We start from the raw sequence: 16,063 nt of genomic DNA, 5'->3' as shown, positions 1-16,063 counted from the left end.
TTTCATGCAGAATCTCCTGCTCGTATCTTAAGAGAAAATTCTACTTTTAGATCCTATTATTTTTAGGGGGGATTACCAGATGACACAAACAATTGAATTAAATCAACTGAAACAATATAACCTGATTACCTATATTCTATATTTGGTTGGTTTTGTCGTAGGTATTACAGGTTTAATTTCGATTATTATGAACTATGTTAAACGTAATGAAATGCGTGGTACGTGGTTAGAAAGCCATGTAGATTGGCAAATTAAAACCTTTTGGTACAGCCTGATTGGTTATATTGTCGGTTTTCTATTAACTGCAATTTTGATCGGTTATGTCATTATTTTAGTGGTATTTATTTGGCATGTTTATCGTTTAATTAAAGGCCTGATTGCCTTGAACGATAATAAACCTATACAGGCTTAAATCATTCCAGATAAGCAGGTTATTCGGCTGTTTGGTTTAAATCAGGTAGGTCAATGTGCCTACCTTGTAAACCACCCGTATGAATTAACAAAATACGTTCACCTGCATTAAATTCGCCACGTTGTATCATGCTACTTAATCCAAAAAGCATTTTGCCTGTATAAATTTGCTCAAGTGGAATTGCATGTTCTTTTTCAAACGCTCGAATAAAGGCCAGTAATTCAGGCGTGGTTTTGGCATAGCCACCACAGCAAAATTCATCAGTAATTTGCCAATTTTTTTTGCTGGTGCGTTGTTGTACTTCTTGTGTTAAAAAATCACCTTTGAGTGCGGAAAAACCCAGAATTTTTTGATTGGGAAGGCTCGCTTCAATTAAACCTGCAATGGTTCCCCCTGTACCGACAGCACAGCAAATCACATCAAACTGGTGTAGATCATCTGCGGTTAGAATTTCCTGACAGCCTTGAATTGCCAATCTATTACTACCACCCTCAGGAATAATATAAGTATGCGGATAAGATTGTTGTAACTGCTGCAAAAATTCAGCTTCATTTTTTTGACGATAACGCTCGCGTGAAACAAACTCAAATTGCATCCCCATGTGCTGCGCTAAATTTAAAGTTGGATTCAAAGCACAGTTCGCTAATTCTTGCCCGCGAATGATCCCAATACTTTTCCAGCCAAAAAGCTGTGCTGTATAGGCGGTTGCCGCAATATGATTAGAGTACGCACCGCCAAAAGTCAGCACTTGCTGATAACCTTCGGCTTGTGCGGCCAAAAAATTGTATTTTAATTTATAGAATTTATTACCCGAAATGTGAGGATGCACCAAATCTAGCCGTTTAATCCAAAGTTCACGACCATGAACATAAATGCGTTGTAATGGAATTTCTTGGGCGATGGCATCAAACATAAACAAGGCTGGAAAAAGAGGACTTGCTATTATAATCAGCAGATTTGATAAAAAGACATCAACAATAGAACTCGGCTATTTGTATTTATGGATTGATCGGATCGCTGATGGCGTACTTGAAGATAGTACGCTTGAATTTTCAGCATTGTTAAGCTTTTTATTCATATTGTTGATTTAAAAAATATACCAAATAGTACAAATAAAAAGAGAAAAACCGTAAAATAGCCAACTTGATTGGGTTTGGTTGGGTGTCGGTTTTGGAGTCTTTACTTATTTTAGGGTCAATTGCAGCGGCATTAATGCTCGGTGCAATGAGTCCTGGGCCAACCTTTATTTATGTGGCAAAAAACTCAATTGCTATTTCACGCAAACATGGCTTGTTCACTGCTTTAGGTACAGGCACAGGTGCTGCAATTTTTGGTTTATTGGCTGTTTTAGGCTTGCAGGCAATTTTATTGGCTGTACCTTCAGCTTATTTAGTAATGAAAATTTGTGGTGGCTTATATCTGTTGTTTTTGGCTTATAAAATTGTGAAGCATGCCAAAGCACCTATTCAAACTAATCTTGCGCATGGGCAACAAATGTCGCTGCGCCGTGCGTTTACCACTGGTTTAATTACGCAGTTATCTAACCCTAAAATTGCAATTGTCTTGGCGAGTATTTTTACGGCTTTATTGCCTAAAGAAATACCGAACTATTTTTATGTGGTGCTGCCAATTCTGTGTTTTTTTATTGATGCAGGTTGGTGTTCATTGGTTGCAGTGGCTTTGTCTGCAGAAAAACCGCGTCAGGCTTATATTAAGTTTAAGGCTATTTTTGACCGTGCAGCAGGGGCGGTCATGACAGTATTGGGATTAAAGTTAATTTTTGGGATGAAGTGATTTATTTGTGTAGATACCTATGCCTTTTGGGAGAAGATTGGGATGAGGGTATTCTAATAATTAAAATGTTTGCCTTACTTTTAAAGGATCAAAAGTAACAAAAATCCTTTGTTCGTTAGAGGGCACGTCCGTGTGCCTAACGAACAGGCTACATCCATGTCACCTTTCTGTGCGTTAGTACTTAAATCAATATTCATCCTCTTCGAATTTGATAGATGGAAAGTAATGTTTAGGGTCATATCCGTCACAATATTCAAATGGAATATTTTTAATAAAATCATATTTATTTATAAAATTATTTTGGAGCCATTTTTTTCCAAAACGCGATAAAACATTGAAAAAAAGGATATAAAGCTCAGGGTTTGAAAGTTGAGCACGGTAAATTTTTATTAACTCGTATTTTTCAAAATCACTTAGGATTGTTGATTCATCTACTATTTTTATAGCATTATACATATTTCTAAAATAAGAGCTTAAATGAGTTTGATTGGTTTTCAATAAGCAGCCTCTAAAATCCTTTTCCATTAACCTTTTCTGAATTTTAATAACTAATTCTTCATTAAATCCATTATACCTTGATAGTTTATTTACTATAAATGTCGTCCAACTTCCCTCTATACCAAAGTAAAAAATAACGTATGAGATATCTAATATTTGTGATTTATTGAGTTGGAGATTTTCTTGTACAGAAATTTCTTGAATCGTTTCTAAAATTCGTTTGAACTGAATTTTGAAGGTTACAAAAGCCTTTTTCCCTTCTTTTGGTGGGTGTTGCGGATTGGTATTGGGTAAAGAAATATTTATCAAATGTTGGTTGTGATAATCAATCATTTTAAAAAAATTAGACTTTAAATTATTTTTCTGTGCTTCATCTTTTTGATTAATAATTGTATAAATCAAGAGGAATATGCTTGATGCACTTAAGAGAGTACCTATAACTCCTCCATACAAATTACCTAAAGAAGCTCCTAAATTTGGATCAATCAAGGAGGTTACTCCAATTTGAAAAGCTTTGTTGGTAAAAATAAAATAGGTAGCTAGCAAACTAATAATTATCAAGACTATTGGTAGAACTAAGCAAAAAAACTTTATCCATCTATTCATTATTTATAACTATAAAAAAACCCCACTAAAATATAGCAGGGCTTTTTATCAGTGTCTAAAAATTAAGACACTTTATCACCCGGTTTTGCACCAGATTCAGGTGAAATCACCCAAACACCTTCACCATTACCCGCTGCAAGTACCATACCATTTGAAATACCAAAACGCATCTTACGTGGAGCAAGGTTAGCGACCATTACCACCAATTTGCCTTTTAAATCTTCAGGTGCATAAAACTCACGGATACCGCTAAATACGTTACGAGGTTCAGCTTCACCAACATTTAAAGTCAATTGAAGAAGCTTATCAGAACCTTCAACAGTTGCTGCCTCTAAAACTTCTGCAACACGTAAATCGACTTTCATAAAGTCTTCAATTCCAATGGTTTCTGCTTCACCTACTTTAGGCTCTGCTTTTTTCTCTTTGGCTTTTTCCTTTTTCTTTTCAGCTTTTGGTGCTTCAGCAGGAGCAGCTAAAGAATCCTTAGATGCATCTACCATAGCAGCCACAGCTTTCGGGTCTACACGTTGCATGAGTGGTTGGAATAGTGCAATTTCATGTGCCACTAAAATCTGTTGGCGTGATGCAAAATCGAAGCTATCCAGTTTTAAGAAATCTTGTACTTGTGCTGCAAGCGTTGGCAACACAGGACTTAAGTAAATGGCCAATTGACGGAACAGGTTAATCCCTACAGAACATACATCATGTACTTGTTGTTCTTCACCTTCAATTTTGGCTAAAGCCCAAGGCTTTTTCTCATCAATATATTGGTTGGCTTTATCGGCCAATGCCATAATTTCACGAATAGCAGTAGAAAATTCACGCGCTTCGTATGCTTGAGCAATTGAGTCGCCTGCATCAATAAAACTTTGTACCAGTTCAGGCTCTGCACAGGCATTAGACAATTTATTGTCAAATTTGGTGTTGATGAATTTGGCACAACGGCTAGCAATATTCACCACTTTACCTACAAGATCAGAGTTTACTTTCTGAACAAAATCATCCAGATTTAAGTCAGAATCTTCAACTTTGTCAGATAGTTTAGATGCGAAGTAATAGCGTAAATATTCAGGGTTTAAATGCTGTAAATAGGTTTCTGCTTTAATAAATGTACCGCGAGATTTCGACATTTTTTGACCATTGACAGTCAAGAAACCGTTTACGAATAAACCTGTTGGGGTGCGATAACCCGCACCATCTAACATTGCAGGCCAAAATAGGGCGTGGAAATAGACAATGTCTTTACCAATGAAGTGATACACCTCTTTGTCTGAGTCTTTTTTCCAGTAATCTTCAAAATTTAAGTCAGGGCGTTTGGTTTTAACGTAGTTTTCAAAACTCGACATATAGCCAATTGGCGCATCTACCCAGACATAGAAATATTTGTTTGGTGCATCTGGAATTTCAAAACCAAAATAGGGCGCATCACGTGAAATATCCCAGTCGTTTAAACCATTTTCAAACCATTCATCTAATTTGTTGGCAATTGAAACAGGCAAGCGACCTTCATCACGGGTCCATTTTTGCAGGTACTCACCAAAATTTGGCAATTTAAAGAAATAGTGATCTGACGATTTTTCTACAGGCGTCGCACCGCTCAAGGTAGATTTCGGATCAATCAGCTCAGTTGCGTTATAGGTTGTGCCGCAGACTTCGCAAGAATCACCATATTGATCTTCCGCTTTACATTTTGGGCATGTGCCTTTAATGAAACGGTCAGATAAGAACATGCCTTTTTCAGGGTCAAATAATTGCGTGACAGGACGAACGGCAATATTGCCTGCATCACGGTTTTTGACATAAATTTCACTGGCACGTGCGCGGTTGGTATCGCTATGCGTTGAATCATAATGATCAAAATGCACACCAAACCCATCAAAATCACGAATATGTTCTTGCTGCACATTGGCAATTTGCTGTTCAGGGCTAATCCCGTTGGCTTCAGCACGCAGCATGATTGCTGTACCATGCGCATCATCCGCACAGACATAAGTCACGTCATGTCCCATTGCACGCATGGCGCGAACCCAGATATCTGCCTGGATATAACCGAGTAAGTGACCCATATGGATCGGACCATTGGCGTATGGTAGGGCATTGGTGACTAAAATTTGACGCACGGATATCACTCTCTCAAATATGGATGATGCAATTCGGGCAATTTTACCTTAGATAGCCTATAGATGCACAAGGGATTCCATGAATTCTTTTCAAATCCATTTACAACACCAAACACAATGCATAAACAAGAACTTAGTCTGAAAATAAGACAAAAAACCAAGTTATCCAATCGGAATTAAATATTTTCAGCTACAGCATGGCTTAACCTTGTACCGAATTATCGTTACACTATCAGAATCGCGGTATTTCCAAACTTTGGAGTAAATCTATGTCTTGGCTTTCTTCACTTAAATCGGTTTTTTCACCATCTCAGTCGGTGAATGAAGAAGCGATTCAGCAGATTTTGCAAAGTTACGTGCTGCCACATTCTCAGCAGTTGTTAAAAGATCGGATTTCCCAAGTGAATGTGCAGGGTGAAATTTTACAAATCACCATCAATACGTATCCTGAAGAAAAATCACATTTACAACAAATACATGATGAATTGGCCGATGCTTTGGAAAAATGTGGCATTAAAGAATTGAATATGCATGTGATTCAGCAAAAAACGGGTCAAGCAAAGCAAGAAAGTTGTGGTCATCAACATGCTACGGGCGAAGGCTGCTCATCTAATCAAGCTCAGGCTGCGTCTTCTAATTTACCACCAGTGGTCGATGCTGCGGGTCAAAGCTCAGCGCAAGAAGCAGATCCGAATAATCCACCTATTCAAAAAGCTGCGCCACAGCAGCGTGATGTGCCAAAACATCCACGTATTCAAAACGTGATTTTGGTGTCATCAGGCAAAGGTGGGGTGGGGAAATCTACCACGACAGTGAATTTAGCCTTAGCATTGCAAGAGTTAGGCTTAAAAGTTGGCGTATTGGATGCTGATATTTATGGCCCAAGCATTCCTACCATGCTGGGTAATGCGGGCAAAACCCCTATGATTGAGGCCGAGCAGTTTGTTCCATTAGATGCTTTTGGTATGCCAGTTTTATCCATCGGACATTTAACGGGTGATCATAATACACCTGTGGCATGGCGTGGGCCCAAAGCGACTGGCGCATTAATGCAGCTTTTTAATCAGACCTTATGGCCTGATTTGGATGTGCTGATGATTGATATGCCGCCAGGCACGGGTGATATTCAATTGACGCTTGCACAACGTATTCCAGTAACGGGTGCAGTCATTGTGACTACACCGCAAAATGTTGCACTAATGGATGCCGTGAAAGGGATTGAACTGTTTAATCGGGTGCAAATTCCAGTTATGGGCGTGATTGAGAATATGTCGACGCATATCTGCTCAAACTGTGGCTATGAAGAGCAAATTTTTGGTCAGGGCGGTGGCGATAAACTGGCAGAACAATATGACATTCCGTTGCTAGGACGTTTGCCTTTAAATGTGAGTATTCGTGAAAATGTCGATGCGGGCACGCCGTCTGTAATTGCTGGCGATGATGCTGCAGACAGTTATATTGCGATTGCTCAACAGATAGCAAAAAAACTGCCTAAAGCTGAAAAAGATCATAATCGTATTTTTTAAGTGCGAATTGAAAAATAACAGTTATTGTTGCCTTATAAGTATTTCAATAGCTAGAAGCTACTTAGGATTAGTGTGCCTGTAAATGGGAAATGGCGGAAATTTAAATTATCTTGGCGCTTTAAAAGTAGCTAGTTTTCATTAATCTGGTTTTCAGTTAAAGTACAGCACAGTTTAAACATTCATATTTTGGATAGAAAATAAATGGCAATTAAGTCTGATCGTTGGATTCGCGAAATGAGCGAAAAACACGGCATGATTGAACCGTATGCTGAAAACCAAGTTCGTTTTGACGAAAATGGCGAAAAACTCATCTCTTATGGGGTGTCTAGCTACGGTTATGACGTGCGCTGTGCGCGTGAATTTAAAGTCTTTACCAATGTTCACTCAGCAATTGTTGATCCAAAAAACTTTGATGAAAAAAGTTTTATCGATATTGAATCAGACGTGTGCATCATTCCGCCAAACTCTTTTGCTTTAGCGCGTACTGTTGAATATTTCCGTATTCCGCGTAATGTCTTGACGGTGTGTTTGGGTAAGTCGACCTATGCGCGTTGCGGTATTATTGTCAATGTCACTCCGTTAGAACCTGAGTGGGAAGGGCATGTCACCTTAGAATTCTCTAATACGACTAATTTGCCTGCACGTATTTACGCTGGCGAAGGCGTGGCGCAAATGCTATTTTTTGAATCAGATGAAGTTTGTGAAACCTCGTACAAAGACCGTGGTGGTAAGTATCAGGGGCAAACAGGTGTGACTTTACCTAAAGCATAACTGATAGACTAATTCAGATTAAAAGAAAGTGAGCCGAAAGGTTCGCTTTTTTCATTCATCGGAAAGCTGTGCTGTTTAGCCAGTTTTTTTTGCATTTGTATTAATATTCAGCATAATTAAATTTGAGATTGGTTTGGCATAATCACGTTTTTAAGGATAAAAACACCCTAGTAAATAGCCAAGTCATAGATAAATAAAAGAAAGATGCGGAGCATCAGATAAAAGGAAGGTCGAGATGACTGAACACGCAATTACTTTCCCTTTTCGTAAGCATTGCTTAGCTATTGCCGTAGGTATGTTCTTGGCAAATCCGAGTTATGCCTTGCAAGCACTCTCAGATGATTCCCTCTCTAATACGACAGGCGAAGGTGTTGCGTTAGTTCTTGATGACTTCAAGATGGTGTTCCAGCAACCGAACGATCTTTCTACAGGTTCAAGCTATACTCGTGGCTTAGACAACCCAAGCCAATATGATACGGGCTTTATTCGTATTATCCCGACGGGGGAGAATTATCAATATATTCAAAATAAGCAGTTTGAAGAAAAATATAAAATTTCATATGAAAATCAATATGATAAATCGTATAGTGCAGTTTATGACACATCAAAAACATCAGAATATAATCGTGTTTATCAGAGTGAGTTTGATAAAGCATTTACGTTAAAGAAAACTGAAAAGGAAGCAATTTATCGCGCGTATGAGTTTGAAGATGAGGCTGGAACGCTTTATAAACAACGTTATGATTATTGGTATGATAATGTTTATAATCAAGGCTTGAATTGGTTTTTATTGCCAGCTGAAAAAAGGAAACGTTCGAGCGAGAGTGCATTAAATGATCTAAATAATGTTGATCAATGGAAGAATGAATTAACTAATCGGGTAAATACAAAATTAACAGCTGATGCTACTCCTATTGCACAAAAAAATGCTGAAGAATTAGCAAAAGATTATGCAACAGGACAAGTTGAACTGCATGCGAAACTGGCTATACGTGAGGTTGTGAACCAGCAAGCGAATATCGTGCATAATAGAACTAAAGCAGATGTCTTTATTTATGGTTTAGCATTATCTAAAAGTGATAACTCATTAAGTAGCCGTTATAGCAATCAAGGTTTCAACTGGGGTTCGGCAGATAACCCATGGTTATTCCGTGCGGGTACAGAAATAGTAAAACAATTTAAAAATGTAGAAAAAGATGTGGGTTATTTGGCACTTGAGGCACCACTTGCGACTATTGCAGCATCAGAAAGCGATAATAATATTAAACTGGGTTTTTGGACTGATATTTTCTCACGTCAGTTAAACTCAAGTGCTGAAGTTGATCCATCTACAGGTGCACCAAAATCTGGCTTAGATAAAGAGCATCGTTTGCGAACCCAATTTGTTGCCAATGGTTTAAGTTTAAATGGATCGCAAACAAGATTGTTCCAAACCTTAGATTCAGATAATCCAAATCACAATCAAACCTTGGGTATGGCAAGCCTTGTACGTTTGAATACCAACGATAACCCTGCAAATTTAAGTATTGACGATGCTAATTTAGACAGTAAGGGCATACGTATTAGTACCGCAGCAAAATCAGATGCTTTAGATGGGACAGCCGTTACTCCAGCTATTGACCGCTCACTCGCGCCTGTTTTTCATGATATCGAAGGTCTGTATTTGTATAGCCCAAATATCAATTTAGTTTTGGGTAATATGTATCAACCTTTTGTGGTTGGTTCTGAGGGCAATAATATTGTGCTGGAAGTAACACGTATTCCAAACGTACCAGAAATATACAATAAAATTTATCAAAATTATGAAGATGGTAAAGGTGGGTATTTAGGTGCCACTGCATTTACAGGTGCGACTTGTAATGTGGTCAGTTGTGGTACGTCACTCAAAGCTAGTGCAACAGATAGCACCGCAATGTATCAGGGACGCAATGCAACGCACAGTAGTATTGCTATTGGTACAGTTGAGCGCTTACCTAACAATATGTTGCGCGCTAAAGATCACGATAAAGCAACGGGTGTAGTGTTTAAAGGGATTGATGGCACAACAAAAAACTTAGGTTCAGTCGCTATAGATGGTGTGTTAATTCAGCATCTTAAATTTAAAACAACGGGCCTATAAGGAGTAAATCAAAATGCTGAAAAAGTTATCTTTAGCGACATTACTGTGCACTTCTTTTACACATGCTAATTTAATTGCACTAGATCAACATGAGTTAACCCAAGCAACAGGTCAAGGTGGTGCAGATTTAAGCTGGACACTTTCACTTAACCATGAGTATGCAGAAAATTTGGAGCTGAATAGCATTTCAAAAATTAACGCACTCAGTGGTATGCCTGATGAAGTGTACTATCGCTATGGCGCAAAATGTGCTGAAAATAATGTAATGTGTCGATTGGCTTTTGCACCTAATAATCATACAGATGAAAATGAAAATCAAAAGTGGTTGGTATTTAAGCAAATTCAAGGGACAGTACAAATAGATAAGTTTTCCTTAGATGGAACCACCATTATTAATCATAAAAATGACCCACAAACAGCAATGCAGCTCAAGTTTTATGATGATAAGCCACTTAAAATTAGAAATTTGGGTTTTGCGACCATGGCCATTGAAACAGGCACAGGCGATGGGGCAAATGAAGGTTATGCAAATGTATCGACTTATACTAAATATAATGCAAAACAAATTTCTGAAGATGGTACCTTTCAGGAAATAACTTTAGATGTCCCTTTGTTTGATCAGGGCGCTGAAAAAGGATTTGTGGGCTTAAATATTCACGGCAACATGCACATGTCGGGCAATGTAAAAATATTTAGCTACAACTGTACAGGTTCAGCAGCAAGCCGTTGTTGAATATAGGACGAAGTACAGGATAGGGAAATAAAAATGAAAAAAATAATGCAGTTGAATTTATTAACATTGAGCGTACTTTGTGCTCAGCAAGTTTATGCTTTAGAGCTTATCGCAGACCAGCATTTGGCTAATGTGAGTGGGCAAGATGGGATGGTGATTACCCATGAAATGTCTAAAGCCACTATTCAGCAAGCCAATTGGTACGATCCAGATTTGGTGGATGGTGCTCAGCTTGGTTTGGGTTTACATAATGTGGAAATTAATGGTCAAAATAATCAGCCTATTATTAGTAAGTTTGCTTTAGATGTTGGTAAAACAGATGTTGGTGCTGGCGTGCGTATTGATGCGAGTATTGATGCTTTTCAATCGACAGCTGACTTAAACTTGGTCAAAAGAAGCTGTGTTGCGAATACTTGTACTAAAGAAACACAAAGCTTGGGCCGATTAGGCTTAGAAATCAAATCACCTTTAAAAGTCTTGTTAGAAACCAAAGCAGGTTTATTTAATCAAAATGAAACAGCACATTTAAAATTTCAGTTACAAAATGCCAAAATTAGTCATGGTTTAGGTAATCATCAACTATCTATGCATGATTTTAATTTTAATTTTGCAACAGATGGTTATATGTACATCGATGCTGATGAAGGATTAGTATTTACCACTAAAAATGGTTCAACGGATCACTTTGTAAATTTAGGGCGCGTCGCAGATTTAACAGATGTAGCAAATAGCCGACAGAATGCAACCAACCCTGGGGTCAATATTGACCTGCGTTATAACGATAAAAATCTCATTCGTTTTGGTGCGTCTGGTGCGGTGACGAATGCAAAACTATTTTTTAATGGTCAACAAAGCGGTGCAGCCAACTTCAATGTTTCAAATGAAAATAATGGCATTGTAGAAACTCAAAATGTGCATGTGACAGGCTATGAAGATGTGCTTGGTCAGGGTGGTCTACATTTGGGCTTATCAGCAGACTTTACCAATCAGAATACTGTAGGTTTACAGGCGGGACAGTTGCCTACAACTTTAGAAATTGGACATACAGGTAACGGAAGCTACGCGGTTGAATTTTCAAATTTAAGACCATTAACGACACGTAATGCTCAAGGTGAATTGCATCATCAAAATGCATATATAGATTTTGGCGATATTTATATCAATACCGTACAAGCAAAAAACCTCAATTTTTTAGTGAATGAAAATATTAAAAATACACTAGGTGTCGCAAGTCCAATTCTAAATCAGGTACTTTCCAGTCAACTTGAGGGTGAGCAATTTGCTTTGATAGCTGTACGTGGAATGGATTTCCAATCTATTGCGGCTAAGGCAAGATTTATTTCTGATAACTCTATAGATGAGCTTACAGGTGATGGTGGCTCTTGGGGAATTGGGATTCCAATCTATAATTTAAATGCCAATGTTGCGTTGTCAGGTAAAACTTATCAGTCTCCTTATGATGGTGCGACAAAAACAGGGATTGGCTATAACGCGCTTGTATCTACAGAAGGTTATGGCATTGACTCAAAAACAGGCTTGCCGAGTACAACTTCAATTATCCTGATCGATGGTCAAGACAGCCTACATGCTGGAGAATCAGTTAACTATTATGCAGGTTTAAGAAATATTGATGCGCTGATTCAATCTGAAGGTGTGATCGGTTATGAAGACGAAGGTATTTATATACGTGCGGATCACTTACTTTTAGCAGCCAAAGCTGAACTGGCAATAGGGCAGTTACCAGGTTCTAAGTATAGCTGTGTAACAGGTTCAACTAAGTGTGGCAGCTTTGTGCCTCACGATAATTTTGCAAAAAAAGATGATGTACTGACAACTATTGCACTTAAATTAGATGGTAATGGTGAGTTGTTGGTAATTCCTGGTATGACCCCGACAGCAAGCGATCTACATTCTAACTTTTTATCTTTTGATGCAAATTTTCAATTTAAAAGCTTAACAGATGCTGAAAAAGCTGATCCGAATAATTTAGGGAGTTATTTAAGTTTAATTAATGAAGATCAGGTTAATAATGAAACAATACATACCTCATCAATCAATTTGAACCGCATGGAAGGTCACATTGGCTTAAAAGGAAAAGTTTTGGTCAGTGCAGATACTGTGACTTTAGATAACCAAGTGAAATTCAACTACAAAAATGATATCGCACAACCATTTAAGACGGATTTTGCAATGTCAACGAATGGAAACATGCAAAAAATAGCTTCGGTTGCTTTTACAGGTGGCAGCATGCGCAGCACCTTAGGCATTACTCCACGCTAATAGGTAGAAATAGAATGAAAAAAACAATTTTAGTTGCATCAATTTTAAGTTCTGTCTTCTCATTTAGTTCTGCTCAAGCGATGCAGGCTTTAGATGATCATCAATTGTCAGACGTACAAGGACAGGCTCTACTTAATTTAATGACAGCTACAGACCAGTCGCAGGGTTTAAATTTTTACAAATTGAGTGTTGATGCACTCATGGAGTTAAATGCCAATATTAAAACACTACAACTAGGATGTGGTGGGGCTAATAATGCTATTGGAAATAAAGCAGGTTGTGATATTGATATTTCTAATATTGCATTAAGTGGTTTGAATCAAAATGTAGAAGCGAATGGTAGCCCAAAATTTAGTGGTGAACGAGCAGGTACAAGTGCGCAAATTACCAATCCATTTTTAGAGTTTGCTATTAAAGGAGATTCTGCTGCTACACGTGAAGTAGTGGGCTTTCGATTGGGAGCAGAACAAATTGTTGGTTTGCTTACATTGGGTACAGAAAACAGTCAAAATCCAACAGATGGCATTAAAAGCTTTAGTGGTTATATGAAAATGGCTGCAACTCAAGGTGAAGCACTAACTAAACCTGCTAAATTTGGTATTGAGTCGGATGAAAGTATTCAAGGGCGAATTAAAGTAGATTTATTACTAACAAAGCCTGAACGAGTATTTACTAGTCGCCCTGGGTCAGAAGGTCATACAGGTATTACTGTGCCTGCCATGAAAGTCAATTTCACTATGCCTGAAACTATTGTGACTGGGCAACGAGTTACCCAGGCAAAAGTGAGCAATATTCGTTCATCAATCAACACGATTCCATTAGCCTCTGGGGGGGACATGACGAATGTGATTGGAAATCCAGATTGGGGTAGCGATCAACTCTACGTTGATTTTGATCCGTTGGTATTGAATGCAGTTGGTGATCACGCATTCTTTAAAATGTTACCTGGTTCGAGTTTAGATAATTTAAATATGAACATTACCTTTGAGCAAGCATTGAACCTGATACATAACATTCCTTTGAATGGCACAGGCGGTTATTTATCTTTACAGTCTCAAAATGTTAAATGGCAAGGTACAGATGCTCTTGATATAGCTCAAGCAGGTTGGTGGATGTCTTTTAAGGATCCAATTCAACTTGGTTATTTAAAAACTCAAGATGAAGTTGATATTTCATATGTACTTCCTCAGGTAGCATCAGCGATTACTGATTACTTATTACAGCCAAATAATATAATTAATGTGGGTACAGCAGAAGCTATTGGTTCATTACTGAGTAAGCCTGTAGAAAAAAAACTTAATATCGATGTAGGAACTTATACAACCAACACGCCAGCAACGCTCACATTGCAAAACAAGGTTTTACAAAACCAACATGTTACTCCTAACTGCTATGGTAGTATGAAATTCTGCTAACAATAAAAAATCCCGCGTAAGCGGGATTTTTTATAAAGCAAATTATTTTGCAATTTTAGCCAACAACTCTTCTTTTGAGATATTTACAGATTCAGAGTCACGACGACCTTTATATTCAAAAGTACCCGCATCTAAACCTTTTTCACCAATCACAATACGGTGTGGGATTCCAGTAAGTTCTAAATCAGAGAATTTGACCCCTGGGCGTTCATTACGATCATCTAACAACACATCGTAACCTGCTGCTTGAAGTTCTGCATACAATGCTTCTGCTGCTTCTAATGTGCGTGGTGATTTGTGTGCATTCATTGGCACAATCGCAACTTCAAAAGGAGCAATTGCTGTAGGCCAGATGATGCCTTTATCATCAAAGTTTTGTTCAATAGCAGAGGCAACTACACGGGTAACACCAATACCATAACATCCCATAGTTACGGTAAACGGCTTGCCATCTTCACCAAGAACTTTACAGCCTAAAGCTTCTGAATACTTAGTGCCAAGTTGGAAGATATGACCGACTTCAATACCACGTTTAATTTGTAAAGTACCTTTACCATCTGGAGATGGATCACCTTCAACCACGTTACGCAAATCATAAACTTCAGTATATTGTGCATCACGCTCCCAGTTCACACCTGTTGCATGTTGGTCAATTTGGTTTGCACCTGCAATAAAATCTGAAAGTACTGATGCAGCACGGTCTACAATCACCGTGATGCCTTTTTCAAGTAAACCTTGTGGGCCAACAAAACCTGCAATTAAGCCTAAATCTGCAATTTGTGCTTCTGTTGCAAAAGTAAGTGGGGCTGCAATCAGTGGGTGTTTTTCTGCTTTAATTTCATTCAGCTCATGGTCGCCACGTAAGAATAAAGCAATTACAGGAACGTGTCCTGATTCATTGGCAACACCTTGTACCAAAAGTGCTTTTACAGACTGATTGCTGTTTGCACCTAAAAATGCAGTGACATCAGCAATGGTTTTTTGATTTGGCGTATCTACAATTTTTAATTCTTGTGTTGCTGCCGCACGTTCACCCACTAAAATAGCTTCAGCCATTTCAATGTTTGCTGCGTAATCAGATTCGGTAGAGAAGGCGATATCATCTTCACCACTTGATGCCAAAACATGAAATTCATGCGAACCTGAACCACCAATAGAGCCTGTATCGGCTTGTACTGGGCGGAAATCTAAACCTAAACGTGTAAAAATACGGCAGTAAGTGTCGTACATGACATCATAAGTTTCTTGTAAAGATGCTTGATCGGTATGGAAAGAGTATGCATCTTTCATCATAAATTCACGTGAACGCATCACCCCAAAACGAGGGCGAATTTCATCACGGAATTTGGTTTGGATTTGATAAAAGTTAATAGGTAATTGCTTATAACTTTTTAATTCATTACGTGCTAAATCGGTAATTACTTCTTCATGGGTTGGGCCAAGTACAAAAGGGTTGTTATGGCGATCATTGAAGCGCAGTAATTCTGGGCCATATTGTACATAGCGACCTGACTCTTCCCAAAGAGAAGCAGGTTGCGTAACAGGCATAAAGGTTTCCAAAGCGCCTGAGCGGTTCATTTCTTCACGAACAATTGCTTCAACTTTATTTAGCACACGCACACCCATTGGCAGCCAAGTATATAAACCTGAAGCCAATTTACGAATCATACCCGCACGTAACATCAGCTGGTGAGAAATCACCTCGGCATCGTTTGGGGTTTCTCTTAACGTAGCAAATAAAAAGCGACTCGCGCGCATGGAAACTGTCCTAAATAAAGAAGCGTTAAAA

12 protein-coding genes are annotated in these 16,063 nt (G+C 38.4%); 8 read left to right on the top strand and 4 right to left on the bottom strand.

What is annotated here, in order from left to right:
- Positions 1–79: 79 nt before the first annotated feature.
- On the top strand, positions 80–412 hold the full coding sequence (locus tag HHA43_RS04535; RefSeq protein WP_168417876.1) for a DUF4870 family protein: 333 nt from the start codon (positions 80–82) through the stop codon (positions 410–412).
- 19 nt (positions 413–431) lie between these two features.
- On the opposite strand, the gene HHA43_RS04530 is transcribed toward HHA43_RS04535, so the two are convergent.
- Entirely contained in the window at positions 432–1,325 is an 894-nt protein-coding gene (locus HHA43_RS04530) for a 1-aminocyclopropane-1-carboxylate deaminase/D-cysteine desulfhydrase (RefSeq protein ID WP_168417875.1), read from the bottom strand.
- Between the two features lie 257 nt (positions 1,326–1,582).
- On the opposite strand from HHA43_RS04530, the gene HHA43_RS04525 reads away from it, so the two are divergent.
- Positions 1,583–2,206 (top strand): LysE family translocator, encoded by a 624-nt coding sequence (locus tag HHA43_RS04525; protein ID WP_168417874.1) that lies wholly within the window; start codon positions 1,583–1,585, stop codon positions 2,204–2,206.
- Between the two features lie 186 nt (positions 2,207–2,392).
- Here the strand turns inward: HHA43_RS04525 and HHA43_RS04520 are convergent, their stop codons facing one another.
- Both HHA43_RS04520 and metG read right to left on the bottom strand, forming a co-directional pair.
- Positions 2,393–3,193, bottom strand: coding sequence for a putative phage abortive infection protein (locus tag HHA43_RS04520; protein WP_228278934.1), 801 nt, complete (start codon positions 3,191–3,193; stop codon positions 2,393–2,395).
- Between the two features lie 179 nt (positions 3,194–3,372).
- On the bottom strand, positions 3,373–5,430 hold the full coding sequence (metG, locus tag HHA43_RS04515) for a methionine--tRNA ligase (RefSeq protein ID WP_168417872.1): 2,058 nt from the start codon (positions 5,428–5,430) through the stop codon (positions 3,373–3,375).
- Positions 5,431–5,699: 269 nt separating this feature from the next.
- Here metG and apbC point away from each other — a divergent pair, with 269 nt between their 5' ends.
- From apbC to HHA43_RS04485, 6 genes are all read left to right on the top strand, one after another.
- Positions 5,700–6,956: an iron-sulfur cluster carrier protein ApbC gene (apbC, locus tag HHA43_RS04510; RefSeq protein WP_168417871.1), complete on the top strand. Its 1,257-nt coding sequence runs from the start codon at positions 5,700–5,702 to the stop codon at positions 6,954–6,956.
- 201 nt (positions 6,957–7,157) lie between these two features.
- Entirely contained in the window at positions 7,158–7,727 is a 570-nt protein-coding gene (gene dcd, locus HHA43_RS04505; RefSeq protein WP_004975507.1) for a dCTP deaminase, read from the top strand.
- Positions 7,728–7,962: 235 nt separating this feature from the next.
- A complete protein-coding gene (locus tag HHA43_RS04500) occupies positions 7,963–9,846 on the top strand; it encodes a hypothetical protein (RefSeq protein WP_168417870.1) in 1,884 nt (627 codons plus the stop codon).
- A gap of 13 nt (positions 9,847–9,859) precedes the next feature.
- Positions 9,860–10,579: a hypothetical protein gene (locus tag HHA43_RS04495; protein ID WP_168417869.1), complete on the top strand. Its 720-nt coding sequence runs from the start codon at positions 9,860–9,862 to the stop codon at positions 10,577–10,579.
- Positions 10,580–10,612: 33 nt separating this feature from the next.
- Positions 10,613–12,859, top strand: a complete 2,247-nt coding sequence (locus HHA43_RS04490) for a DUF6160 family protein (RefSeq protein ID WP_168417868.1) — start codon at positions 10,613–10,615, stop codon at positions 12,857–12,859.
- A 14-nt stretch (positions 12,860–12,873) separates the two neighbouring features.
- Positions 12,874–14,274 (top strand): hypothetical protein, encoded by a 1,401-nt coding sequence (locus HHA43_RS04485; protein WP_168417867.1) that lies wholly within the window; start codon positions 12,874–12,876, stop codon positions 14,272–14,274.
- Between the two features lie 42 nt (positions 14,275–14,316).
- On the opposite strand, the gene HHA43_RS04480 is transcribed toward HHA43_RS04485, so the two are convergent.
- Positions 14,317–16,032 (bottom strand): proline--tRNA ligase, encoded by a 1,716-nt coding sequence (locus tag HHA43_RS04480; RefSeq protein ID WP_168417866.1) that lies wholly within the window; start codon positions 16,030–16,032, stop codon positions 14,317–14,319.
- Between the last annotated feature and the right edge of the window lie 31 nt (positions 16,033–16,063).

The organism is Acinetobacter sp. A2 (assembly GCF_012371325.1).
Lineage (GTDB): Bacteria > Pseudomonadota > Gammaproteobacteria > Pseudomonadales > Moraxellaceae > Acinetobacter.
This window is presented reverse-complemented; position numbering and strand designations above follow the sequence as displayed.